Annotated in this window: 25 protein-coding genes and 1 pseudogene; 18 read left to right on the top strand and 8 right to left on the bottom strand. The window is 70.2% G+C overall.

The annotated features are described in order from the left end of the window. Positions 1–63: 63 nt before the first annotated feature. The 3 genes from AB5G72_RS16025 to AB5G72_RS16015 all read left to right on the top strand — a co-directional run bounded on the left by AB5G72_RS16025 (position 64) and on the right by AB5G72_RS16015 (position 1,309). A complete protein-coding gene (locus AB5G72_RS16025; protein WP_163376213.1) occupies positions 64–492 on the top strand; it encodes a hypothetical protein in 429 nt (142 codons plus the stop codon). Positions 493–562: 70 nt separating this feature from the next. Further along, positions 563–994: an MmcQ/YjbR family DNA-binding protein gene (locus AB5G72_RS16020; RefSeq protein WP_440220385.1), complete on the top strand. Its 432-nt coding sequence runs from the start codon at positions 563–565 to the stop codon at positions 992–994. Between the two features lie 9 nt (positions 995–1,003). After that, positions 1,004–1,309 carry a hypothetical protein gene (locus AB5G72_RS16015; protein ID WP_067719096.1) on the top strand — a complete coding sequence of 102 codons (306 nt, stop codon included), beginning with the start codon at positions 1,004–1,006 and terminating at the stop codon, positions 1,307–1,309. On the opposite strand, the gene AB5G72_RS16010 is transcribed toward AB5G72_RS16015, so the two are convergent. The 5 genes from AB5G72_RS16010 to AB5G72_RS15990 form a co-directional block, all read right to left on the bottom strand. Then, the gene (locus AB5G72_RS16010; protein ID WP_440220384.1) at positions 1,306–2,190 is read right to left on the bottom strand and encodes an alpha/beta fold hydrolase; all 885 of its coding nucleotides are present in this window, start codon (positions 2,188–2,190) and stop codon (positions 1,306–1,308) included. The genes AB5G72_RS16015 and AB5G72_RS16010 overlap by 4 nt on opposite strands. An 81-nt stretch (positions 2,191–2,271) precedes the next feature. After that, entirely contained in the window at positions 2,272–3,294 is a 1,023-nt protein-coding gene (locus AB5G72_RS16005; RefSeq protein WP_440220383.1) for a glycine betaine ABC transporter substrate-binding protein, read from the bottom strand. Further along, a complete protein-coding gene (locus AB5G72_RS16000) occupies positions 3,291–4,073 on the bottom strand; it encodes an ABC transporter permease (protein WP_440220382.1) in 783 nt (260 codons plus the stop codon). Before AB5G72_RS16000 ends, AB5G72_RS16005 begins: the two co-directional genes overlap by 4 nt. Then, positions 4,070–5,248, bottom strand: coding sequence for an ABC transporter ATP-binding protein (locus tag AB5G72_RS15995; protein ID WP_440220381.1), 1,179 nt, complete (start codon positions 5,246–5,248; stop codon positions 4,070–4,072). The genes AB5G72_RS16000 and AB5G72_RS15995 overlap by 4 nt, the downstream gene beginning before the upstream one ends. Then, positions 5,245–5,889: an ABC transporter permease gene (locus tag AB5G72_RS15990; protein WP_440220380.1), complete on the bottom strand. Its 645-nt coding sequence runs from the start codon at positions 5,887–5,889 to the stop codon at positions 5,245–5,247. Before AB5G72_RS15990 ends, AB5G72_RS15995 begins: the two co-directional genes overlap by 4 nt. 133 nt (positions 5,890–6,022) lie before the next feature. Here AB5G72_RS15990 and AB5G72_RS15985 point away from each other — a divergent pair, with 133 nt between their 5' ends. The 3 genes from AB5G72_RS15985 to AB5G72_RS15975 are packed head-to-tail and all read left to right on the top strand — an operon-like array spanning position 6,023 to position 8,294. Next, entirely contained in the window at positions 6,023–6,913 is an 891-nt protein-coding gene (locus AB5G72_RS15985; protein WP_317471000.1) for an inositol monophosphatase family protein, read from the top strand. Then, the gene (locus AB5G72_RS15980) at positions 6,910–7,611 is read left to right on the top strand and encodes an alpha-ketoglutarate-dependent dioxygenase AlkB family protein (RefSeq protein WP_440220379.1); all 702 of its coding nucleotides are present in this window, start codon (positions 6,910–6,912) and stop codon (positions 7,609–7,611) included. Before AB5G72_RS15985 ends, AB5G72_RS15980 begins: the two co-directional genes overlap by 4 nt. Then, complete coding sequence (locus tag AB5G72_RS15975) at positions 7,608–8,294, top strand: APA family fibronectin-binding glycoprotein (protein WP_440220378.1); 687 nt, start codon at positions 7,608–7,610, stop codon at positions 8,292–8,294. Before AB5G72_RS15980 ends, AB5G72_RS15975 begins: the two co-directional genes overlap by 4 nt. 19 nt (positions 8,295–8,313) lie before the next feature. On the opposite strand, the gene AB5G72_RS15970 is transcribed toward AB5G72_RS15975, so the two are convergent. Further along, positions 8,314–9,093: a PIG-L deacetylase family protein gene (locus AB5G72_RS15970; protein WP_440220377.1), complete on the bottom strand. Its 780-nt coding sequence runs from the start codon at positions 9,091–9,093 to the stop codon at positions 8,314–8,316. 111 nt (positions 9,094–9,204) lie between these two features. Between AB5G72_RS15970 and AB5G72_RS15965 the strand changes: the two genes are divergently transcribed. The 3 genes from AB5G72_RS15965 to AB5G72_RS15955 all read left to right on the top strand — a co-directional run bounded on the left by AB5G72_RS15965 (position 9,205) and on the right by AB5G72_RS15955 (position 13,531). After that, complete coding sequence (locus AB5G72_RS15965) at positions 9,205–10,362, top strand: acyl-CoA dehydrogenase family protein (protein ID WP_185951907.1); 1,158 nt, start codon at positions 9,205–9,207, stop codon at positions 10,360–10,362. Between the two features lie 52 nt (positions 10,363–10,414). Beyond that, a complete protein-coding gene (locus AB5G72_RS15960; protein WP_440220376.1) occupies positions 10,415–11,563 on the top strand; it encodes an NAD(P)-binding domain-containing protein in 1,149 nt (382 codons plus the stop codon). 258 nt (positions 11,564–11,821) lie between these two features. Then, a complete protein-coding gene (locus tag AB5G72_RS15955; RefSeq protein ID WP_440220375.1) occupies positions 11,822–13,531 on the top strand; it encodes a DUF222 domain-containing protein in 1,710 nt (569 codons plus the stop codon). A 34-nt stretch (positions 13,532–13,565) separates the two neighbouring features. Here the strand turns inward: AB5G72_RS15955 and AB5G72_RS15950 are convergent, their stop codons facing one another. After that, on the bottom strand, positions 13,566–13,994 hold the full coding sequence (locus AB5G72_RS15950; protein WP_069390131.1) for a pyridoxamine 5'-phosphate oxidase family protein: 429 nt from the start codon (positions 13,992–13,994) through the stop codon (positions 13,566–13,568). Between the two features lie 167 nt (positions 13,995–14,161). Between AB5G72_RS15950 and ectA the strand changes: the two genes are divergently transcribed. From ectA to AB5G72_RS15915, 7 genes and pseudogenes are all read left to right on the top strand, one after another. After that, positions 14,162–14,674, top strand: coding sequence for a diaminobutyrate acetyltransferase (ectA, locus tag AB5G72_RS15945; protein WP_067715900.1), 513 nt, complete (start codon positions 14,162–14,164; stop codon positions 14,672–14,674). A gap of 70 nt (positions 14,675–14,744) precedes the next feature. Continuing rightward, positions 14,745–16,040: a diaminobutyrate--2-oxoglutarate transaminase gene (gene ectB, locus AB5G72_RS15940; RefSeq protein WP_067715902.1), complete on the top strand. Its 1,296-nt coding sequence runs from the start codon at positions 14,745–14,747 to the stop codon at positions 16,038–16,040. Positions 16,041–16,091: 51 nt separating this feature from the next. Beyond that, positions 16,092–16,514: an ectoine synthase gene (locus AB5G72_RS15935; RefSeq protein ID WP_067715905.1), complete on the top strand. Its 423-nt coding sequence runs from the start codon at positions 16,092–16,094 to the stop codon at positions 16,512–16,514. Positions 16,515–16,704: 190 nt separating this feature from the next. Next, complete coding sequence (locus tag AB5G72_RS15930; protein ID WP_440220374.1) at positions 16,705–18,027, top strand: flavin-containing monooxygenase; 1,323 nt, start codon at positions 16,705–16,707, stop codon at positions 18,025–18,027. Between the two features lie 86 nt (positions 18,028–18,113). Further along, positions 18,114–18,293, top strand: a pseudogene (locus AB5G72_RS15925) (bile acid:sodium symporter family protein); the annotation flags it as partial. A 236-nt stretch (positions 18,294–18,529) separates the two neighbouring features. Further along, the gene (locus tag AB5G72_RS15920; protein WP_256820457.1) at positions 18,530–18,823 is read left to right on the top strand and encodes a hypothetical protein; all 294 of its coding nucleotides are present in this window, start codon (positions 18,530–18,532) and stop codon (positions 18,821–18,823) included. 45 nt (positions 18,824–18,868) lie between these two features. Continuing rightward, positions 18,869–19,717 carry a PIG-L family deacetylase gene (locus AB5G72_RS15915; RefSeq protein WP_440220373.1) on the top strand — a complete coding sequence of 283 codons (849 nt, stop codon included), beginning with the start codon at positions 18,869–18,871 and terminating at the stop codon, positions 19,715–19,717. Between the two features lies 1 nt (position 19,718). On the opposite strand, the gene AB5G72_RS15910 is transcribed toward AB5G72_RS15915, so the two are convergent. Further along, positions 19,719–20,732: a DUF2332 domain-containing protein gene (locus tag AB5G72_RS15910; RefSeq protein WP_440220372.1), complete on the bottom strand. Its 1,014-nt coding sequence runs from the start codon at positions 20,730–20,732 to the stop codon at positions 19,719–19,721. A gap of 109 nt (positions 20,733–20,841) precedes the next feature. Between AB5G72_RS15910 and AB5G72_RS15905 the strand changes: the two genes are divergently transcribed. Together AB5G72_RS15905 and AB5G72_RS15900 are read left to right on the top strand one after the other, a co-directional pair. After that, positions 20,842–21,912: a glutathione S-transferase family protein gene (locus AB5G72_RS15905; protein ID WP_271800463.1), complete on the top strand. Its 1,071-nt coding sequence runs from the start codon at positions 20,842–20,844 to the stop codon at positions 21,910–21,912. A 30-nt stretch (positions 21,913–21,942) separates the two neighbouring features. Continuing rightward, entirely contained in the window at positions 21,943–22,527 is a 585-nt protein-coding gene (locus AB5G72_RS15900; RefSeq protein WP_082923884.1) for a GtrA family protein, read from the top strand. Positions 22,528–22,531: the final 4 nt, after the last annotated feature.

The following is a 22,531-nucleotide window of genomic DNA, read 5'->3' as shown; positions in this document are numbered from 1 at the left end:
CTGTCCTATGGTCGTGAAGCATACAAATCACGCACTGCTGTCAAGTGCACTTCGGAAGGATCCATGGAACTCGGCCTCGACACGCGCCTCACCCTGCTCGCCGCGGGTCTCCTCTTCCTGCTGGCGCTCGGCCTGGGGGTGTGGAAGTACCGGCAGATGGCCACCACCGCCGATCACCTCGCCCACCCGTACGTCGACATCGCGCACCGGGCCTCGCTGCTGTACTCGTTCGCGACGCTGCTCATCGCCGCGTTCGTCGAGCTGAGCAGCTGGCCGACCTGGGTGAACCTGACAGCGGCAGCAGTGGTGGTCTTCTTCTTCCTGGTGGCGATCGGCAGCTACATCCTCCACGGCGCGCGGAGGGACACGACCAACCAGTTCGAGCACCCCACAGCGATGCTGCACATCGGCATGGTGGCGCTCATCGTCGGCGAGATGGGCGGGTTCGCGGTGCTGCTGGCGGGGTTCGTCGCGGGGCAGTTCGGGGGCTGAGCCGGCCCGCGGCGGGTTTCGGCGACCGTTCGCCCGGGATGATGCGGTCGGCGGTCGTAGTCTCGGCCGTGTGGGTCATCCGATCATGTTCGACGCCGCGGATCCTCTGCTGACGCGTCTGCGGGAGGTGTGCCTCGCGCTGCCGGACGCCGGCGAGAAGATCTCGCACGGCCGGCCCACCTGGTACACGACCAAGGTGTTCGCGGTGTACGGCGGCTCGATCAAGGGGGATCACTCGGACCCCCTCCTGGCCCGGGCACTCCTGTTCCTGCCGGATCCGGGGGAGCGCGCGGCGCTGGCGCAGGACGAGCGATTCCACGTCCCGGCGTACTACGGGCCGGCCGGCTGGCTGGCATTGCCGCTGGACGGTGGAGTGGACGGTGGCGGCCGTGGACCGGACTGGGATGAGGTGGCTGAGCTCGTCGAATCCTCGTACCGGCAGACCGCCGGGGGCCGGCGGGTCGCTCATCTGGACGACCAGCGGGGACGCCCCGGCGACTAGGCTGCACTCATGCCGCTCCGCCCCCGCTCCGAGGCCGCCTCGCCACGCAGGCGCTCGTCCGACGGCATGGACCTGGGGACCCGGGCGCTGGTGCTGGGTGTCGGGGCCCTGGTGATCTCGTGGGTGCCGGTGCTCAACATCATCGCGTTCCTCGCGGGCCTGATGGCCGTCGCGTTCGGCCTGCTCGCCCGCTGGCCCACCGGCTGGCTCACCAACGACGATGCGAACCCACGTCGCGCACTGGCGGGCGTGGTCCTGGGCGTGATCGCCCTGGTGGTGTTCGTGGTGACCGCGGTGCGGTACTCGGCGCTCTAGCGCGCGTTCGACACGACCCAGCCGATCGCGGTGCGCATCCGGCGGGCGAACGTGCCGGGGTGGGTGGCACAGACTGCGTGGCCGGCGTGGATCGGGAACACGGCGCTGTGCGGCAGCAGATCGGCCATCTCGTCCTGGATCCACTGCGGGAACGCGAGGTCACGGGTGGTCTTGACCACCGCGACGGGCAGGGTGAGTTCGTGGAGCCAGGGTGTCGAGTTGAACCCGGCCACCTGGGCGATCACGGTGCGGTGCGTGGCGAGCGAGACCGACGACAACTCGCGCAGCGCCCACGCGTGCGGCCTGAGCGCCTCGTCGTCGACCTGTTCCTCCACCACCTCGCCGACCTCCTCCGGAACGGTGTTGAGCAGCGGCTGGGAGCGGGTGAACCCGCCGAGTGCGACCTTCTCGAGGGCATTGCGCTGTGCGCCCGTCCCGGTGGCGGCCAGCACGAGGCCGCCGAGCCGGGAGGGGTCGCGGCGGGCCGCCAGCTGGGCGACGATCCCGCCCATCGAGTAACCGCCCACCACCGGTGCCGCCAGGTCGAGGTGGTCGGCGACCCGCAGCACGTCCTCCGCGAGGGTCTCGAACCGGAAATCCCCGTGGAAGCCCTTGCCGTGCCAGCGTTGGTCGAACGTGATGAGCCGGTACTCGCCCCGCAGCCGTTCGAACGTCTGGTACCAGTTCAGCATCCCGGTGGCCGCCATCCCGTGCAGCAGGATCGCCGGTGCGAGGTGCTCCTCGCCGGTGTCGTGGACCTTCGTGGTGACGCCGTCGGCGAGCGTGACGATCCGCCCGGGTGGCAGATGCGCCAGGTCGGGGATCATCCGCGGTAGTCGCGCGGCCGTCCGCGGCAGCGAGACGATCGACCTCCTGGACACAGGGCACCTCCTGGTAGTGGTACCCGATTGTGTGTCAACGGGCGGGCGGGCGCATCCGGCCGCGCGGGGGCGCACCTGCGGTCAGTCCACCGAGACCAACCCCCGGTCCTCGAGGAAATCGCGTGCGACCAGCGCGGGATCCTCGCCGTCGACGTCGACACGCATGTTCATCTCCACCATCACCTCGTTGGTGAGGATGTCCACCAGCGGTGCGAGGACGTCCGCGATCTCCGGGTGTGCGTCGAGCATCTCACCGCGGACCACCGTCGCGAGGTTGTAGACGGGGAAGAAGCGCTGGTCGTCCTCCAACACCAGCAGGTCCAGGCCCTTGATCCGGCCGTCGGTGGTGTAGACCTCGCCGAACCGGCACTCCCGGCCGACCGAGGTCGCCTGGTAGATGATCCCCGGCTGCATGATCGGCGTGGGCACGGCGCCCGCGTCGAACCCGTAGGCCTCCGCCAGCCCGGGCCAGCCGTCGCGACGCACGGAGAACTCAGTCTCCATGCAGGTCAGGGCCGCCTGTGGATCGGTCCGGGCCAACTCGGCGTACTCGGAGAACGTGCGCACCCCGGTCTCCTCGGCGGTGGCCCGGTTCATCGCGAACGAGTAGGTGTTGTCCACGGTGGTGGGGGCCAGCCACCTCAGGTCGTGCTCGGCCAGGTCGGCGTCACGCACCGCCTCCCACTGCCCCTGCGGATCGCGGATGGGGTCGGAGTTGCCCAGGTAACTCATCCACGCGGTGCCGGTGTACTCCATGCCGATGTCGACCTGCCCGGACACCAACGCCTGGCGGAAACTGTTCGACCCGGCCAGTGACGACATGTCGGACACCTCCATCCCCGCGGCCGCCAGCAGGAACTCCACCAGGTAGCTGGCGATCACGCCCTCGGTGAAGTCCTTGCCGCCGACCGTGATGCGCACTCCCTCCAGCGCGGGGACGGTGCCCTCGGGGCCGGGGCCCACGGGCAGCGGGACGGAACCGCCGTTGTTGAGCCCACATCCCGTCGCCAGCATCACGGTGGCCAGGAGCGCGGCGACCAGGCGCCTTGTTCGTGTCAACCCTGCCCGCCTCATCCCGGCGCGCGCGGGGATCGTGCCGGTCATCGCAGCCCCTTCGGATTGAACAGGATCTCGCCGACCCCGCCGAGCCAGTCCACGAACAGCGCCAGGCACACCGCCAGCACCGAGCCGACCACGAGGGTGGTGTAGTCCTGCAGCCGGTATCCGGTGTCGATGAAGATCCCCAGCCCGCCGGCGTCGACGAGGAAGCTCAGCGTCGCCGTGCCCACCGCCAGCACGAGGGTGGTGCGCAGGCCGGCGAGGATGAACGGCACCGCGAGCGGCAATTCGACCGTGCGCAGGACCCGTCCGCTCGACATCCCCTGTCCGCGCGCCGCGTCGATGAGTGCGGGGTCGACGTTACGGATCCCCACGATGGTGTTCCGCAGCACCGGCAACAGGGAGTAGAACGCGACCGGCAGCACACCGATCCAGAACCCTGTCCGGTTGGTGGCCAGGAACAGGAGCACGATCAGGCCGATCGCGGGCGCCGCCTGGCCGATGTTGGCGAACCCCACCGCCACGGGTGCGAGGAACCGCGTGCGCCTGCGGGTGAGCAGGATCCCCAGCGGCACGCCGACCGCCACGACGATCGCCACGACCGTCACCGTGATCTGCACGTGCTCGAGCGTGCGCTGGGTGATGGAGGCGGCGTTGAGCGAGGCCTTCTGTGTCTCGTCCAGTTCGCTGGAGAACGCCCACCACAGCACGCCCACGGCCGCGGCCACGATGATCAGCGGCTGCACGATCAGCCGCGCGGAGTCCTGGAGGGCGGCCCCACGACCAGCGGAGCCCCCACGCGTCGCCGTGGCGGGGGCGCTCACGGCGCCACGTCCTGCTCGGCAAGGCCTTCGTCGTTGTGCCGGTGGTGGATCCGCCGCAGTTCGGCGACCAGGTCGTCGATCCCGATCGTGCCCCGGTAGGCCCCGTCGCGGTCCACGACCACCGTGGTGGCGCTCGCCGTGGACAGCAGTCCGTCCAGCGCCTCCTGCAGCGAGGAGTCGACCGTCACGGTGCCGGTGATCGGTAACCCGCCCGAGCCCAGGTCGGGCATCCGCGACACCCGGTCCCCGCGCACCCAGCGCAGGGGGCGGCCGGCGTCGTCGAGCACCACGGCCCACTCGTCGCTGGTTCCGCGCAACCGGGCCGCGAAGTCGGTCGGGCTCTCGGAGGCCCTCGCCGTCGTCGCCCCTTGCAGTTCCACGTCCCCCACGCGCCGGAGGGTCAGGGTCTTCAGCGCGGCGTCGTCGCCGATGAACCCGCTCACCGTCTCGTCGGCGGGGTTGGTGAGGATCGCCTCCGGGGTGTCGAACTGCAGCACCGACGATCCGGGGCCGAGCACCGCGATCCGGTCTCCGAGCTTGACCGCCTCCGAGAAGTCGTGGGTGACGAAGACGATGGTCTTGCGCAGTTCGTCCTGCAGTCGCACGAGCTCGTCCTGCAGTGACGCGCGCGTGATGGGGTCGACCGCGCCGAACGGCTCGTCCATGAGCAGCACCGGCGGGTCCGCGGCCAGCGCCCGGGCCACGCCGACGCGCTGCTGCTGACCACCGGAGAGCTGCGCGGGGTAGCGGTCGCGGTAGTCCGACGGGTCCAGGCCGACCAGTTCCAGCATCTGGTCCACCCGCTCACGGATGCGCGACTTCTTCCACTTGAGCAGCCGCGGGACGGTGCCGACGTTCTGCGCGACCGTCATGTGCGGGAACAGTCCGGAGGCCTGGATGGCGTAGCCGATGCTGCGGCGCAGGGTGTCGGCGTCGAGGGTCCGGTTGTCCTCGCCGTCGATCGTGATCGTGCCGGAGGTGGGCTCGATGAGGCGGTTGATCATCCGCATCGTGGTGGTCTTGCCGCAGCCGGACGGGCCCACGAACACGGTGGTCCGCCCGGCCGGCAGTTCGAGCGAGACGTGGTCCACCGCCGGGCGCTCCTGACCGGGGTAGACCTTGGTGACGTCGTCCAACACGATCGGCACGCCGGATACGGGTTCTGAGGTGCTCACTGGTTCCCCCTGATGGTGAGACGTCCGAGCAGGACGAGGAGCGCGTCGAGGACGAGCGCGAGGACGACGATGAGCACGGTCGCGGTGAGCGCCATCGGCAGCGCGGTGGGCGTGCCGACCCGGGACAGGGCCGCGAAGATGAGGTTGCCCAGCCCCGGGCCCTTGGCGTACGCGGCGATGGCGAGGATGCCCATCGACATCTGGGTGGAGATGCGGATCCCGGCGAGGATGGACGGCCACGCCAGCGGGATCTCGACCCGGCCCAGCACCCCGATCCGGCTCATCCCCACCCCTCGGGCGGCGTCGACGGTCGCCGCGGGCACGGCGTCCAGGCCGACGATGGTGTTGCGCAGGATCGGCAGCACCGCGTAGATCACCAGTGCGGTCATGGTGGGCAGGACGCCCAGTCCGAGGACCGGGATGAGCAGGCCGAGCAGCGCGAACGACGGGACGGTCAGGGCGGTGGCGGCCAGGCCGGTGGCGATCGCGGACCCCGACCGACTGCGGTAGACGGCCACCCCGAGCGCGACCGAGAGCAACGTCGCGATGAGCACCGCCTGCACGGTGGCGCTGATGTGCTGCAACGAGTCCGTCGCGAGCTGGAGGCGGCGGGTGGAGATGAAGTCCATCAGGGCGGTCATCGCATCTCGGCTCCATCCGTGGGTGGTGCGTTCCGTGTTCGGGTGCGCCCACGGTAGCCGTATCGGCGGGCGTAGAGGGGGCACATGCGCCGATCCGTCGGGACGGTGGCGGGGCGTGGTGCACCATGGGGGCATGACGTCACGGCCCGCACGCCCCCTGGACCACGACCTGACCGAGCGCCTCGACGAGCTCCTCGCCGCCAGTGGCCGCATCGCTCGCCGGCACTTCCACGGTGACCTCGAGTCGTTGGCCGCCGCGGACAAGAACGGCGTGGCAGGCGACGGCGGGAACGGCGACGGCCGGGCCGGGAACGGCGCGACGGACGGGCGCTACGACCCGGTGACCGAGGCCGACCGCGCGATCGAGGCGCTGCTGCGGGCGGGGATCTCGAACGTCTACCCGGGGGACCGGATCGTGGGGGAGGAGAACGGGGAGACCGGGCCGGCCGGCGCCGCCCGGACCTGGTACCTGGACCCGATCGACGGCACCAAGGCGTTCATGACGGGCATGGCCGGGTGGGGCACGCTCGTCGGTGTGGTGGAGGACGGCCGCGCCGTGGCCGGGTGGATGGACCAGCCGATCCTGGGCGAGACCTTCGCGGCCGTGCACGGCCGCGCCACCGTGCGGCGCCGCTCCGACGGTCCGGGCGCGATCGACCTGCGCGCGTCGGGGTGCACGGAGCTGTCCGAGGCGATCATGTACACCACCCACCCGTCGATGTTCGGTGACGACGGCGAGGTGCGCAGCCGCTACGACGAGCTCGGCCGCCGGGTCCGCCTGCAGCGCTTCGGCGGGGACTGCTACGCGTACTGCATGCTCGCCGCGGGGCGCGTCGATCTGGTGGTGGAGGCCGACCTGAACTCGTACGACATCGTGGCGCTGATCCCGATCATCGAGGCCGCGGGCGGCGTGATCACCGGCCCGGACGGCCGCCAGCCGCTCGAGGGCGGCACCGTCGTGGCGGCCGCGACCCCGGAGTTGGCCGAGCAGGCGTGGGCGGTGCTGGGCACGGACCTGGGGTGACCGAGCCGCTCTTCGGCGTCGACCGCGAGCCCACCATCCTGGGTCCCGGCGCCATGCACGTGCCCGACTGGCTGAGCCGCGAGCAGCAGGAGTTCCTCCTCCGGGCGTGCGTGGACTGGGCCGCGGTGCGCGTGCCGCGCTCGATCGTGCTGCCAGGCGGGGGCCGGATGTCGGTACGCACGTTCAGCCTGGGACGCCACTGGGTGCCGTACCGGTACGACGACGACGAGGTGGTCCCGCCGGTCCCGGACTGGCTGGTGCGGGCGGCGCGGAACGGGCTCGCGGCGGCAGCGGCGGTGGAGCCAGCGGTCACGGGCTCGGCCGGCCGGACCCCCGACCCCGTCCCCGCCTACACCCCGGACACCGCCCTGGTGAACCTCTACGGCCGTGGATCCACGATGGGCCTGCACCAGGACCGCGACGAGGCGAGCATGGCACCCGTCGTCTCGCTGAGCCTGGGTGATGCGTGCACGTTCCGCTTCGGGACCCCGGAGCATCGCGGGCGCCCGTACACCGACGTGCGCCTGGAGTCCGGCGACCTGGTGGTGTTCGGCGGGCCGTCGCGGATGGCCTTTCACGGCGTCCCGAAGGTCTTCGACGGCACCGCCCCCGCGTGGTGCCGCGAGATGCTGGGCGCGGAGCCGGGCAGGGTCAACATCACGCTGCGGGAAACCCGGCCGCCTACGCTGGGCGGATGACGTCAGGGCAGACCCCGTCCGCCGGCCGGAGCCGGACCGTTCTCGTGGTGGCGCTCGTCGCCGTCCTGGCGGTGGTCGCCGCGGTCGTGACGGTGGTCGTCTCGTCGGCGACCTACAGCCCCGGTGTCCGCACACTGTCTCCCAAGACCCAGGTGGCGGCGGGTTCCGATCACGTGGATCCCTACGCAGGCCTGGTGATCCGCGTCCCCGAGGGGTGGCGCGCGGAGTCGGGGGAGCTGGTCTTCGGCAGTACCGTCATGAGTCCGGTCGCGGCTGCCGATGATCCGAGCCGCTCGGACGGCGTCGTGTTGGTGGGGCAGCTCACCGAGGACCTGTTCGACCCGGAGAACCCGGACAACCGGCTCGCGGCGCTCGCACTGGCCAACGGGATGGGTCAGTTCCTGCTCCCCGTCCCGGGGCGGCCGGTCGAGGAGCGGATCGAACCGCTCTCCACGCGCGTCGGCGACGGCTGGTCGGTGTCGTTCCGGGTGCTCCCCACGGTCCCACAGGACATCATCGGCCCGGAGGGCGCGCTGGTGTACTCCGCGGTCGTCGGACAGGGCGCGCAGCGCTTCTGGCTCACCTACGTCAGTCGTCCGGGCGACGGCACCATGGCGTCGCCGCACGCGGAGTGGGCGGACGAGATCGTCGAGCGCCTGCGGCTGGCGGAGGGCTCGATCTGACCCCGGGTCCGACCCCGGCTCAGGGCCGCATGCGCCGAAAGCCCACCACCGGGTTCCCGTCCGCGAGTCCCTCACGCGACGCGCACACGGTCTCGACCTGCGCCCGCGCCTGGTCCCGCACCGGCGTCTCCGGGTCGAGCACCGACAGGTACTCGGAGTGCTCGGCCAGCGCGTCGACGGCCGGCTCGACGAAACCCTTCACGTCGACGTAGTGCGTCATCTCGGGTGAGGACTCGAACCACATCTGCGGACGCCCCTCCGCGGCGTCCACCCCGACCGCGGCGACCAGGTCGTCGTACGCGGCCCCCACGGCCGCGCCGAACTCCATGTGATCGCGCTGGTTGGGCATCCCCGGCCCGAACTCCTCACCGGAGTACAGGGAGATGACGACGTCCGGGCGATGGCGGCGGATCGCGTCGGCCACCGCGTCGCGCAGTTCGGCGTTGTTGACGATCCGACTGTCCGGGAAACCGAGGAACTCCACCTCGTCCACTCCGACGATCGCCGAGGACCTCCGCTGCTCCTCCTCGCGGATCGGCCCCGCGATCGCCGGTGCCATCCCCTCGATGCCGGCCTCGCCGCTGGAGGCCAGGACGTAGACGATGCTGCGGCCCTCGGCCGTCCACCGCGCCACCGCGGCGGACATCCCGTACTCGGGGTAGTCGGGGTGCGCGACCAGGACCAGCCCCCGGGTCCAGTCGGTGGGGAACGCCTCGGGCACGGAATGGCCCGAGGATGCCGGGGTGGTGGCCTTCTCGGGCTGGGCTGCGTTCTCTGGCCGGTCCGGGGAATCGTTCATGACCCGAGTATGGCCCTCCTCGGTGCTCGCGTGCCCGCCGTCGCCGGAACGGGCACACCTAAACTTGCCGCGAACCTCATCGTCGTCGTCGTCCCCTCATGGAGGCCCCCAGTGTCCGCACTCTTCCCCGACTACCGCCCCACCTGGGAGACCGACGACCACCGGCTGCTCCGCGAGCACGCCCGCGCGTTCTTCGCCAAGGAGATGACGCCCAACCAGGAGAAGTGGTCCACGCAGAAGCACGTGGACCGCGAGACCTGGCTGCGCACCGGCGAGGCCGGCCTGATCTGCCTCGACGTGCCCGAGGAGTTCGGCGGTCAGGGCGGCGACCCGGGCATGGAGTACCTCGTCACCGAGGAGCTCGTGTACTCCGGCGACACCGCCTTCGGGATGGGCGTCGGCTCCACCATCACCCCCCACTACGTGGCGAACTACGCCACGGAGGAGCAGAAGCGCGAGTGGCTGCCGAAGATCTGCTCGGGTGAGTGGATCTCCGCCATCGCCATGACCGAGCCCGGCGCCGGGTCCGACCTACAGGGCGTGCGCACCACCGCCAAGCGGGACGGCGACCACTACGTCATCAACGGCTCCAAGACCTTCATCTCCAACGGTGGCTCCGCCGACTTCGTGGTGGTGGTGGCCAAGACCGACCTCGACGCCGGCCACAAGGGCATGGCCCTGTTCGCCGTGGAGGCCTCGACGCCGGGCTTCGAGCGCGGCCGCGTCCTGGAGAAGATGGGCCGCCACGGCGCCGACACCGCCGAGCTGTTCTTCAACGACATGCGCGTGCCCGCGGCCAACCTCCTCGGCGGCGAGGAGGGGCAGGGCTTCTACCAGCTCATGAACCAGCTCCCGCGCGAGCGCCTGGCGATCGCCGTGGACGCGCTGGCCATGGCCGAGGCCGCCGTCATCGAGACGCTCGAGTACGTCCGCGAGCGGCAGGCGTTCGGCAAGCCGATCCTGGACTTCCAGAACACCCGCTTCGAGCTGGCGCACTGCAAGACCCAGGTCATGGCCACCCGCACGTTCGTCGACCACTGCATCTCCCGGGAGATCGCAGGGGAGCTCGACGCCGTCACCGCGTCGATGGCCAAGCTGCAGGCCACCGACATGCTCGACGACGTGGTGGACCGCTGCCTCCAGCTGTTCGGCGGCTACGGCTACATGATGGAGTACCCCATCGCGCAGAAGTTCGCCGGCGCCCGCGTCATGCGGATCTACGGTGGCACGAACGAGATCATGAAGGAGGTCATCGGTCGGGCGCTGTGACCGATAACCGTCGATAGGAACAGTTCAGGACCGTTCCGAAGGGGGTGGCGAGGTGTCGGACGCGGTCGTGCGCGATGTCGTGGTGATCGGCGGGGGCCAGGCGGGCCTCGCGGCCGGTTTCTACCTCCGCCGCGCCGACGCGAACTTCGAGATCCTCGACGCCTCGGACGGGCCCGGCGGCGCGTGGCCGCACACCTGGCCGTCCCTGCGGTTGTTCTCGCCCGCCGATTTCTCGTCCCTGCCGGGCCGCCGCATGCCCCGCACCGACGACGGCGCCAATCCCGACGCGGCCCACGTCGTGGACTACCTGCGCGGTTACGAGGAGTACTACGACCTCCCCGTGCGGCGCGGGGTGACGGTGGTCGCCGTGGAGCGGCCGGGGGCAGTGCGAGAGGGCGGCTACGCCACCAACGCCACCAACGGCGACGACGGCCACGACGACAACCACGACGACGACCAGGACCACGACGACAAGGTGTTCCTCATCCGGGCCGCTGACGGTCGCTCGTGGCGCGCACGGGCGGTCATCAGTGCGACCGGTACCTATCGACGCCCCTTCGTCCCCACCTATCCGGGAGCCGCCGACTTCCGTGGCCGGCAGCTGCACAGCGCCGCCTACCGGGGCCCGTCGGACTTCGAGGGCGGGCGCGTCGTGGTGGTGGGCGGCGCGAACTCGGGCGCCCAGATCGCCGCTGACCTCGCCCGGCCACTCGCCGACTCCGGCGGGTCGCTGACCTGGTGCACAACCGGCCCGCCCCGCTACCTGCCCGACGATGTCGACGGCCGCGAACTCTTCCGCGTCGCCAACGCGGCTATCCGGGGCGTGGGGGAGTCCGGCGGCGGCATCGCCGAGCTGGGCGACATCGTCGTGGTGCCGCCGGTCCGCGCGGCCCGTGACGCCGGCCTCCTGGAGGCGACGCCGATGTTCGAGCGGTTCACCGCGGCCGGTGTGGAGTGGTCGGACGGTCGACGCGAGCCGGTCGACGCGGTGATCTGGTGTACCGGCTTCCGGCCGGCGTTGGGTCACTTGCGGGGGTTGCTGCCGCGTCGCGACGGACGGGTCCTCACGAGTGGCGTCGAGGTGCCGGGCGTCCCGGGACTGTTCCTGCTCGGCTACGGCGACTGGTGCGGCGCGGCGTCGGCGACCCTCATCGGGGTGGGGCAGTGGGCGAAGGCGGCGGTGGCCGCGTCGCTGGGGTGAGCACGACGGTCCCGCGTGTTCTCGGCTGGGGCTATTTGATGATGTGTGACCCTTGCCTGTTCGAATGTGCGTGCGTATCATAGAACACAGGTTCGAGACCGTGCGCACGGTCAGGGGGTGGGGCACATGGGCGGGAACGCAGACGCTGCGGCCGGTGGCCCGTCCCCGTCCGGTGGTCCGTCCCCGTCCGGTGGCGGCTCTGGTTCCGCGGCGCCCTCTTCGTTGTCGGGGCTGCGGGCGGCGGCGCGTGAGGGGTGGATGGGGGAGAATCGTGCGGCGGCGCGCCGGTTCGTGGCCTGTTACGAGCTGGTTGTCGAATGCCAGCGCCGGGAGGAGTCCGGGGCGGGCGGCGGTGAGTGTCGGCCCGGGCATGCGGTGCTCGATCCGATCGATGTCGCGGCGGGGTACGTGGTGTCGGCGATGGCGATCTCGACGGGCCGGGCCGAACGGATGATCACCTTCGCCCTCGATCTGCACCTGCGGTATCCGGCGATCCTGTCCGCGATGGCGCAGGGGCGGCTGGATCTGCAGGCTGCGAATATCCTGGCCTCGCAGATGGCCACCGTCCACGTCGATGTGCTCGAGGCGGTGCAGCGGCAGGTCGTCGAGGAGTATCTCGCCGCGATCGAGGGCGGGGTGCGCATGGGTGAGAAAGCCATCCGCGGCAACGTCGATGCGATCATCTCCCGCTACGACGCGAACGGCATCCGCCTGCGCCGTCAGGAAGCGGCCCGCACCCGCGGGGTGCGACTGCACAAGGGCGTCGACGGCATGTCCAGCGTCTCGGCGATCCTGGCCACCGAGGAAGCCGCCGTCCTAGCCGAGGCCCTCGACCAACGCGTGAAAGACCACAAGTACGCCGACGCCCAAGCCGCCGCCAACACCCAAGCCGACACCGCCAACCCCGGCGCCAACCCCGCCGCCGGCGCCGGCGCCGGCGGCGCCGGCGAGGTCGAGGATTACTCGATCGCCGAGCGTCGCGCCGACGCCCTGATGTCTCTGGTGTGCGGCGACGCCGCCCCGGCCGGCACCCCTGCCCGCCCCGGCGGGACCGGTGGGGTGGCGTTGCGGCCGAAGGTCACCGTCATCGCCACCGGCAACCACGCCCGCGACGCTGGCGGCGCCCGAGTGGAGTTCACCCGCTCCGGCCAGGCCGCCCTGCAGGCCCTGCTGGACATGCTCGCCACCAGCGACGGAGCCACCTTCGAGCCCATCGATCCGCGGATCGGGGCCGCCGATGACGCCCGCGCCGCCCTGCAGTACCGGCCCAGCGCCGAACTCGCGCGCCGGATCCGGCTACGGGACGGCACCTGCCGCCACCCCGGCTGCGCGATCCCGGCCGAGGCCTGTGATCTGGATCATGTGGTGCCGTTCGATCACGCCGACCCCCAGCGGGGCGGGCACACCATCGAGGCCAACCTGGCCGCGATGTGCCGCCGCCATCACCGGTTCAAGACCTTCTCCGACTGGATCTACGACCTGCACCCCGACGGCACCCTGACCGTGCGCACCCCGGACGGTTCGACCATGCTCACCCGACCCTCCGGTCCGCTGGCCGAGTACCGGCGTGAACAGGCCCGCGCCGAAACCGAGGCGTGGACCCGGCAACAACGCCGCAGCCCCGGGCCCACCGGTGACGAGCAGGCCGACGCCGAGCCGACGTTCTGGTCGCGCCGCGCGGCCCGCCACCGCACCGAACGCCGCAACACCGAACGCCGCAAGGCCGAACGCGCCCGCACCTTTGACCCCGCCCCACCCGCCCCCGGGACCGGGACGGGCGCCTCCAGCTCCAGCACCGGCGCGGCCACCGACACCACGCCCGAGAAAGCCACCCCCGCCAGCGCCACCCCCGAGAGCGCCAGCCGCTGGTGGGCCCGCAACAAACCCCACCACAGCGACATCGAAAAAGGCATCCGCGCCCTACTCCACGAACGCCTCGACGAACTCATCGACCCACCACCGTTCTAGGCGGCTGGGTGGGCGCAGGTCAGGAGGGCGTGGGTCAGTAACCGGTGTAGCGCTCCGGCTCCTCGCCGAAGGTGAATCCGCGGCCGGAGATCTTCTCGGGCGTGATCTCGACGAAGTTGTACTTCAGGGTCGGGATCCAGGGTTTGAGCCCGAGCTCTTCCGCGCGGTTGATCTCCGCGAAGCTGTCGAGCCGTCGCGCCGTCCCGCGGACGACGATCGACCAGGCGTCGTCGCCCTCGATGTGGTCGACTTGGAACACGACATCCGGATGGACCGTGATCCCGGCGAGCTTGGAACCCTCCGCGGTGCGGAAGAAGAGCTTGCCCTCCGGGGAGAGCGCGTAGTTGACGGGGAAGATGTCGGCACGGCCCTCGGAGACGGTGACCAGGCGTCCCAAGGAGACCGTGCCCAGAAGTTGCAGACTTCGCGCCTCGTCGAATTCGGTGATCGGGTTGGCGTCCATGTCCTGATTCTCTCACCGCAGGGCCGGCGCCGGAACCGTTGTCGGAGACTGCCGCGTGACCGACCTCACTCCCCGGCGGCCACCTGCACACTCATCGTGTTTTCAGGTAACGAATTGGGGAAGGGTGATGCAACAACGTGGGGACGTCACTACGGTGGACACCGACTATGAACCCAGGAGAACGAGTAGTACCCCGTAACCCTGATTCGTCCGACGCGCTGTTCCGTGTGCCCACCGCGGCCGACGGAACCCGCATGTGGGAGATCGCCCGAGACAGCGGCGTTCTCGACCTCAACTCCTCCTATGCCTACGTGCTGTGGGGGGCGGAGTTCTCGGAGAGCTCCGTGGTGGTGGAGGTCGAGGGCCGGGTCGTCGGATTCGTCACCGGATTCATCCGCCCCTCGGAGCCGGACACGATCTTCGTGTGGCAGGTCGGCGTCGACGCCGACCAGCGCGGCAAGGGACTGGCGGCGCGACTGCTGCACAGCCTCATGGACCGGCTGGCCGAGCGCGGCGTGGTGCGCCTGCGCACCACCATCAGCCCGGACAACGAGGCGTCCCAGCGCACCTTCGGTGCCGTCGCGCGAGACCGCGGGATGACGCTGTCCGACGAGGACTACCTGAGCTCCGAACTCCTCGGCGAAGGTCACGAGCAAGAAGACCTGTACACGATTTCCTAGACGAGGGCGCGCGGGCCGCCCGGCCCGCCACCGTCGCCCGCCTCTTCACAAATGGAGTGATCTGAAGACCATGACCGAGTCCACGCACGACACCAGCACCAATACGGACATCTTCTCCGACCGCGAGTCTGAGGTCCGTAGCTACTCGCGCAACTGGCCGGTGGTATTCGACACCGCCAAGGGCACCACGCTCACGACCGTCGACGGAGACGAGTACCTCGACTTCTTCGGCGGTGCCGGCGCACTGAACTACGGCCACAACGACGACGACATGAAGAGCGCGCTGTTGGAGTACATCCAGCGCGACGGCGTCACCCACTCGCTTGACAAGTACACCGTCGCCAAGCGCGCGTTCCTGGAGACCTTCTCCTCGAAGATCCTCGAGCCGCGCGGGCTGGACTACAAGGTGATGTTCCCCGGGCCGACCGGCACCAACGCCGTGGAGTCGGCACTCAAGCTGGCCCGTAAGGTCACCGGCCGCGAGGCCATCATCAACTTCACGAACTCTTTCCACGGCATGACCCTCGGATCGCTGTCGGTGACCGGCAACTCGATGAAGCGCGCCGGTGCCGGCATCCCGCTGGTCCACGCCACGCCGATGCCGTACGACAACTACTTCGGTGGCGTCACCGAGGACTTCCAGTGGATGGAGCGCGTCCTCGTCGACTCCGGCTCGGGCATGAACCGCCCGGCGGCCGTGATCGTCGAGTGCGTCCAGGGCGAGGGAGGCATCAACGCTGCGCGCGCCGAGTGGCTGAAGGCCCTCGACGAGCTGTGCAAGCGCCACGACATCCTGCTGATCGTCGACGACGTCCAGATGGGCTGCGGTCGCACCGGCGAGTTCTTCTCGTTCGAGTTCGCGGGCATCAAGCCGGACATCGTCTGCCTGTCCAAGTCGATCGGTGGCTACGGCCTGCCACTGGCGGTCACCCTGTTCAACCGCGAGCTCGACGAGTGGACCCCGGGCGAGCACAACGGCACCTTCCGCGGCAACAACATGGCGTTCATCACCGCCGATGTGGCGCTGCGCAAGTACTGGTCCGACGACAAGCTGCAGAACCGCACGCTGGAGAACGGCCGTATCCTGCGCGAGCGCTTCTCCCCGCTGGTCTACAAGTACGAGGGCAAGCTCGAACTCCGCGGCCGCGGCATGGCGTTCGGTATCGCCTTCCTCGAGAAGCCGGAACTGGCCGGAGAGGTCATGGCCCGCTGCTTCGACAACAGGATGCTGGTCGAGACCGCCGGCCCGAGCGACGAGGTCGTCAAGTTCCTCGCCCCGCTCACCCTGACCGACGAAGAGCGCGATCGGGGCATCGAGATCTGCTACGAGGCCGTTGACCACGTCCTCGCCCAGCAGTACCTCTGAGCGCGCCCGACCACCCACCCTCGACCCACGACCTCGCCGAGGAGGCCCCGCATGATCGTTCGTACCACCGCAGAGATCACCGACACCGACCGCCACATCAAGGGCAACAACGGCAACTGGGAGTCCAAGCGCATCGTCCTGGCCGACGACCGCGTCGGGTTCTCGTTCCACGAGACCACCATCGCGGCCGGCACGACCAACGACTTCCACTACGCCAACCACATCGAGGCCGTGTGGCTGACCCGTGGCAAGGGCACCCTGCGTGACCTGACCAACGACAAGGAGTACCCGCTCGAGGCGGGCTCCATGTACCTGCTCGACGGCAACGAGAAGCACCAGGTGATCGTGGAGGAGGAGATGCAGATGCTCTGCGTCTTCAACCCCCCGGTCGTCGGCGACGAGAACCACGACGAGAACGGCATCTACCCGCTCCTGCGTCTGCAGGACGACGGCTCGGTCGTTCGCGAGAAGTAGACTCCGGGTCGCTTCCGGGCCCTCCCCGGTCGATTTCGTCCAGTGCGGACGAGACCGGCCGGGGATTCTCGCGTTCTGGGGCAGTATCTGTACCCGTGCCCATCTTTGACACCCGTCCAGTCGCCATCATCGGGGCCGGGCCCTCCGGCCTGGCCGCAGCCCGCAACCTCGACCGCAGGGCGTCGCCTGGGTGGGCTTCGATCTCGCCGGAGACGTCGGCGGGCGGTGGAACATCGACTCCCCGCGCAGCACGGTCTACGCGTCGGCCCACCTCATCTCCTCCGCCCGCACCACGGAGTTCGCCGAGTTCCCCATGCCGGCCGACACCCCCGACTACCCGGACCACCGCCGGCTGCTGGCCTACTTCCGCGACTTCGCCGACCACTTCGGCCTCCGCGACCGGTTCCGCTTCGGCACCGAGGTGGTCCGCGCGGAACCGGTGAGCGGCGAGCGCGACTCCGGATGGCGACTCACCGTGCGCGCGGTGGGTGGGGGCGAGGGGATTGACGACGACGACGAGGTGGGCCCCGGGCCCGGGGCTTACGCCGGGGAGTTCTCGGCGCTGGTGATCGCTAACGGCACCCTCTCCGAGCCCAAGATCCCGGAGTTCGCGGGGCACTTCAGTGGCGAGGTCCGCCACACCAGCCGCTACAAGTACCCGCGGGAGCTGGCCGGGAAGCGCGTCCTCGTGGTGGGCGGGGGCAACAGCGACTGCGACATCGCGGTCGACGCCGTCCACCACGCCGCGTCGGTCGACATCAGCGTGCGGCGCGGCTACCACTTCGTGCCCAAGTATCTCTTCGGCCGACCTGCCGACACCCTCGGGTCCGGCGGTCGCCCCCTGCCCCCGCGGATCAAGCAGTCCATCGACTCGCGGGTACTCAAGGCCTTCACCGGCGACCCGACCCGGTTCGGCTTCCCCGAGCCCGACCACAAGATCTACGAGTCCCACCCCGTCGTCAACAGTCTGATCCTGCAGCACGTGGGCCACGGCGACATCGGGGTCCGGGCGGACATCGACCGGTTCGACGGGCGGACCGTGCGTTTCGTCGACGGGACGTCTGGCGAGTACGACCTCGTCATGCTCGCCACCGGCTACGTGCTGAACTACCCGTTCATCGACCGCCGCCACCTCGACTGGGCCGAGAGCGCCCCCGCGCCGGACCTGCACGTCAACATCTTCCCGTCGGCCCGCGACGACCTCGCGGTACTCGGCATGCTCGAGGCCTCCGGCATCGGCTGGCAGGGCCGCTACGAACAGGCCGACCTCGTCGCCCGCTATCTCGCGGCACGCCGTGACGACTTCCCGGCCGGGCGTGCGGCCCTCGCCGTCGTCGACTCCTCCCGGCGCGGCCCCCGCCCGGACCTCACGGGGGGCTACAACTACCTCGGGCTGGACCGGATGGCCTACTACGTCAACAAGAGCGCCTACCGCGGCGCCGTGACCGGGCTGGTCGCGCGCATGGAGGCGGCGGGTTCGGACTCCGCGCAGACACCGGGGGCCGGCTCGTGAACGTCGACGACATCCGGATCGCGTTCGACTCCGGGTCCCTCACCACGCTGAAGATCGTCCTGGGACTGATCCTGTTCGGCATCGCCATGGACACGCGGCTCTCCGACTTCCGGCTGGCGCTGCGCAAGCCCAGGGCGTTCGCGGTGGCCGTGGCAGCACAGTTCGCGCTGCTGCCCGCGCTGACGTTCCTGCTGACGCTGCTGCTCGGCGTGCAGGGGTCGGTCGCGCTCGGCATGATCCTCGTGGCGTGCTGCCCGCCCGGCAACGTCTCCAACATCCTCACGCACCGGGCGCGTGGCGACGTTGCGCTGTCGGTGTCGATCACCGAGGACCACGCCGTCCGCGGCACCAGCGCGTTCGCCTACAGCCACCACAAGGCGCTCGTCGAGCACATGCTGGCCGACGCCCGCCGCGAGCACCCCCATCTCGACCAGGTCGTGTTGCGCATCGGCACGATCCTCGGCGACACCGTGGACAACCAGATCACCGCCCTGTTCCACCGTTGCTCGCCGTCCGGGGGTCGGACTCGCCGTTCGTCTTCATCTGGGACACCGACCTGGTGGCGATCATCGTGCGCGCCGTGGGCGACGGGCCGGCCGGTGTCTACAACGTCGCCGGCACGGGAACGCTCACCATCGACCAGATCGCTGCGCCGCTCGGCAAGCGCACCCTTGCGGTCCCCGAGCCGGTGCTCGACAACAGCCGGCTCCGTGAGGTCTTCGGCTACTCGCCCGAGCTCACCAGCGCCGAGGCGTTCGACCGCTGGCTCGCCGTCCACCCCGCCGCCCGCGCCTGAGCTGGCCGCCCCGCGCCGGGCGGTCGGGCAGGGCAGAATGTCCGGGTGTCGACCATCGTGTTCCTCCACGCCCATCCCGACGACGAAACCTCGCAGACCGCGGGGATGATGGCGCTCGCCTCCCGCGACGGGCACCGTGTGGTGACGGTGTTCGCCACCGACGGCGATCACGGCGAGCGTCCCGAGCACCTCGGACCCGACGGCGACCTGGTCGAGTACCGGCGAGGGGAGGCACGGGCGGCGGCGGCGGTACTGGGCGTGGCCCGGATCGACTGGCTGGGATACCGCGACTCGGGGATGACCGGGTGGGAACAGAACGATGACCCGCTGTGCCTGCACCGCGCCGACGTCGACGACGCCGCGGCGCGGGTGGCGCGGATCTGCGACCGCGAGGACGCCGACGTCCTGGTGGGGTACGACCATCACGGCAACTACGGGCACCCCGACCACATCGCGGTGCACCGGATCGCCCGCCGTGCGGTGGAACTGGCCGCGCGGCGCCCGCGCCTGCTCGAGGCCACGACCAACCGGGACGCCCAGCTGGCGATGCTCGACAGTCCCGAGGCGGCGGAGTTCATGCAGGCGCTGGCGTCCGGTGGGATGGACCTCGACGTGGACCGGATCCGGCAGGCGATCCTCACCGGGGACGACGGTCAACCGATCGGTGTCGCGGAGTCGGAGATCACGTGGGCGGTCGACCTGCCCGCGGACGTGATCGACCTCAAGCGCCGCGCGATGCAGTGCCACGCCAGTCAGACCAGTGACATCGGCATGATGCTGGCCTTCCCGCCGGACATCTACGCCGTGGCCTTCGGCACGGAGTACCTCATCGAGCCCGAGGTGGGTGGGGCCGGAACGGACGCGCCGATGCGGCGCGGGTGGCCGTTCGGCTAGCTCAGGGCATGTCGAGCGCGCGGACCCATTCACCGTGACCGTGCGCCGTGGCCAGGGGGCGACCGTTGACGGCGACGACGAAGATGCCCTTGTGTCGACGGATCGACTCCGGGACCTGCGCGGCGACGTCGGGCAGGAGGGTCACACCCTCGACCGAGATCCACACACAGTCCAGCTCGGCGACCCGGCGGACGAACTCGGCGCGGGCCGGCGGCTCGAGGTAACCGAGCACTGCGGTGTGGAACACCACCGGTGTCGACCCTGCGGGGCAGGCGGCGACGGAGGCCTCCAGCTCCTCGACCAGATCGCCCGCGATGATCTGCGGAGGGTCGGCGCCCGCGATGTCGAGCGCGGCGTCGAGGCGGGGACCGCGCTCGGCCTGCTGTCCGGGCCAGATGAGACTGTGCAGCCAGGCGCGGGAGTCGGCGTCGGCGGGATCGATGGGGGAGAGGTCGACGCCGCCCCGGTGGACGACCTCCGGCAACGCGCGGGGCAGCGGGACGCCGTCGCGCAGGTCGCAGTCCAGGACCGGGGGCGCCGCGGCAGAGTCGACGAATGCGGGCGTCAGCTCGCGGGTGACGCCGCCGTCGAGCGTGTACCGGTAGGCGTAGCGGTCCGGGTAGAGGCACAGGCCGGCGGAGGCGCCCATCTCCACCAGCGAGAGCGGTCCGGGCAGCAGGGACAGGAACGGCAGGAGCACCGCGCAGCGCTTGGCCTCGTTGGTCTGCGTGGAGTGGGTGAGGATGACCTGCTCGATCTCCGACCACCGGGCGTGGACGAAGTCGCGGAAGGCCGGGTAGTCCTCGGTCTCGGGTGCGCCGGCATGCCGGGCGGCGGCGAAGAACAGTGCCGGCTGACGCTTGATCCGGGGCAGAGAGGCGATGAGGTCGCTGGTGGCGGGGTCGTCCGCGATGCCCCGGGCCCAGGAGAGGTACACCGGGGTGCGTCCGCGGACCTCGAACTCGGCGAAGTCGGAGTAGCGGGCGGGGACGTCGTCGACGTGCGCGGAGTCCATGGTGCCCAGCGTCGCACACCCCTTGTGGGGAGGAGGGCTGGCCTGGCCACATTCCACCCGGTATGTTGGTGATGCATCAATGACCTCACGCCTACCTCTGGAGGCCCTCATGGCTGCCGATTCCGACTTCACGCCCGCCAGGAACGCCTCGACCGACGGCGAGTTCGTCCGCGACGCCACCTACATCAACGATCGCGTGGTGGCGGACGTACCGGCCGGGTCGGAACCGGTGGGGGACAGGGTGGGCGAGATGCGGTGGCCGGTGGAGCCCGGCCGGTATCGACTCATGGCCGCCCGCGCCTGCCCGTGGGCCAGTCGCACCATCATCGTGCGCAGACTCATGGGACTCGAGGGCGTCATCTCGATGGGTCTCGCGGGCCCCACGCACGATGTCAACTCCTGGGTCTTCGACCTCGACCCGGACGAGCGCGACCCGGAGACCGGCCTGCACCGCCTGCAGGAGGCCTACTTCAACCGGATCCCCGATTACCCGCGCGGCATCACGGTCCCCGCGCTGGTCGATCTGCCCACGAAGTCGGTGGTGACCAACGCCTATCAGAAGCTCAACTTCGATCTCCTCTCCGAGTGGACGGCCTTCCACCGCGAGGGTGCCCCGGACCTGTACCCGGCCGAGCACCGGGACGAGATCGACGAGCTGGACTCGTGGATCTACCCCACCGTGAACAACGGCGTGTACCGCTGCGGATTCGCGGCGGACCAGGACGCCTACGAGCAGGCGTACGACGAGCTGTGGGAATCGCTGGACCGGCTCGAGGAGCGGCTGTCCACGCGCCGTTACCTCGTCGGCGACACGATCACCGTCGCGGACATCCGGTTGTTCACCACACTGGTCCGCTTCGACGCGGTCTACCACGGCCACTTCAAGGCCAACCGCAACAAGATCTCCGAGATGCCCGCGCTGTGGGGCTACCTGCGGGACCTGTTCCAGACCCCCGGTTTCGGTGACACCTGCGACTTCCCGCAGATCAAGGAGCACTACTACGACGTCCACCGGGACGTGAACCCCACCGGTGTGGTCCCCAAGGGGCCGGACCTGTCCGGTCTGCTCACCCCGCACCACCGCGAGGAACTGGGCGGTCGACCGTTCGGCGACGGCACCGCACCCGGGCCCATCGAGGACCCGGCGGAACGCATCGCGGAAGGACACGGCGCGGCCTGAGAGGGCGGTGAACGCCTACACTCATCGCCTGTGACCCCAGCCCTCCCCGAACCCGGCCGCTACCGTCGTGGCGCCCGACAGTTCCTCATGTTCGGGATCGTGGGTGGCTCCGGCATGGTCGTGAACATGATCGTCACGGTCCTGATGAACAAGGCCAACGGCGGGACACAGAACGCCCAGGACATCCTCTTCCCGCTCGGGGGGACGGAGTTCAACTTCCGGTTCACCACGCTGGTGTGGATCGTGGCCTTCCTCGTGGCGAACGTCTACAACTTCCTGCTCAACCGGCACTGGACGTTCGGCAAGGGGCACAAGGCGCCGCCCTGGCAGGAGTTCTGGCCGTTCCTCGTGGTGGGGTCGGTGGCGGCGGCCGCGGGTATCTTCATCAAGCTCGCGTTCACCAACCCCACCAGCCCGTTCTACCTACCGGAGCCGCTGTTCCACGAGGACGCCGGGATCAACTCCCGTGAGTACTGGAGTCAGCTGCTGACGATCCTCATCACGATGCCGATCAACTTCATCGTCAACAAGCTCTGGACGTTCCGGGCGGTGCGCAACCGTCATCACGCGCGTTCCACCACGGATGCGTCGGACGCGGCCGACGCGGTGGTCTAGGCCC

Origin of the sequence: Dietzia sp. MNB45 (genome assembly GCF_051994785.1) — a bacterium.
Lineage (GTDB): Bacteria > Actinomycetota > Actinomycetes > Mycobacteriales > Mycobacteriaceae > Dietzia > Dietzia kunjamensis.
This window is presented reverse-complemented; position numbering and strand designations above follow the sequence as displayed.

What these genes read in the sequence shown, in the direction of transcription:
- AB5G72_RS16025 (WP_163376213.1), top strand. Translation starts at nt 64, where the DNA reads ATGGAACTCGGCCTCGACACGCGCCTCACCCTGCTCGCCGCGGGTCTC.
- AB5G72_RS16015 (WP_067719096.1), top strand. Translation starts at nt 1,004, where the DNA reads ATGCCGCTCCGCCCCCGCTCCGAGGCCGCCTCGCCACGCAGGCGCTCG.
- AB5G72_RS16005 (WP_440220383.1), bottom strand. Translation starts at nt 3,294, where the DNA reads ATGACCGGCACGATCCCCGCGCGCGCCGGGATGAGGCGGGCAGGGTTG.
- AB5G72_RS15990 (WP_440220380.1), bottom strand. Translation starts at nt 5,889, where the DNA reads ATGACCGCCCTGATGGACTTCATCTCCACCCGCCGCCTCCAGCTCGCG.
- AB5G72_RS15985 (WP_317471000.1), top strand. Translation starts at nt 6,023, where the DNA reads ATGACGTCACGGCCCGCACGCCCCCTGGACCACGACCTGACCGAGCGC.
- AB5G72_RS15975 (WP_440220378.1), top strand. Translation starts at nt 7,608, where the DNA reads ATGACGTCAGGGCAGACCCCGTCCGCCGGCCGGAGCCGGACCGTTCTC.
- AB5G72_RS15970 (WP_440220377.1), bottom strand. Translation starts at nt 9,093, where the DNA reads ATGAACGATTCCCCGGACCGGCCAGAGAACGCAGCCCAGCCCGAGAAG.
- AB5G72_RS15955 (WP_440220375.1), top strand. Translation starts at nt 11,822, where the DNA reads ATGGGGGAGAATCGTGCGGCGGCGCGCCGGTTCGTGGCCTGTTACGAG.
- AB5G72_RS15950 (WP_069390131.1), bottom strand. Translation starts at nt 13,994, where the DNA reads ATGGACGCCAACCCGATCACCGAATTCGACGAGGCGCGAAGTCTGCAA.
- ectA (WP_067715900.1), top strand. Translation starts at nt 14,162, where the DNA reads ATGAACCCAGGAGAACGAGTAGTACCCCGTAACCCTGATTCGTCCGAC.
- ectB (WP_067715902.1), top strand. Translation starts at nt 14,745, where the DNA reads ATGACCGAGTCCACGCACGACACCAGCACCAATACGGACATCTTCTCC.
- AB5G72_RS15935 (WP_067715905.1), top strand. Translation starts at nt 16,092, where the DNA reads ATGATCGTTCGTACCACCGCAGAGATCACCGACACCGACCGCCACATC.
- AB5G72_RS15910 (WP_440220372.1), bottom strand. Translation starts at nt 20,732, where the DNA reads ATGGACTCCGCGCACGTCGACGACGTCCCCGCCCGCTACTCCGACTTC.
- AB5G72_RS15905 (WP_271800463.1), top strand. Translation starts at nt 20,842, where the DNA reads ATGGCTGCCGATTCCGACTTCACGCCCGCCAGGAACGCCTCGACCGAC.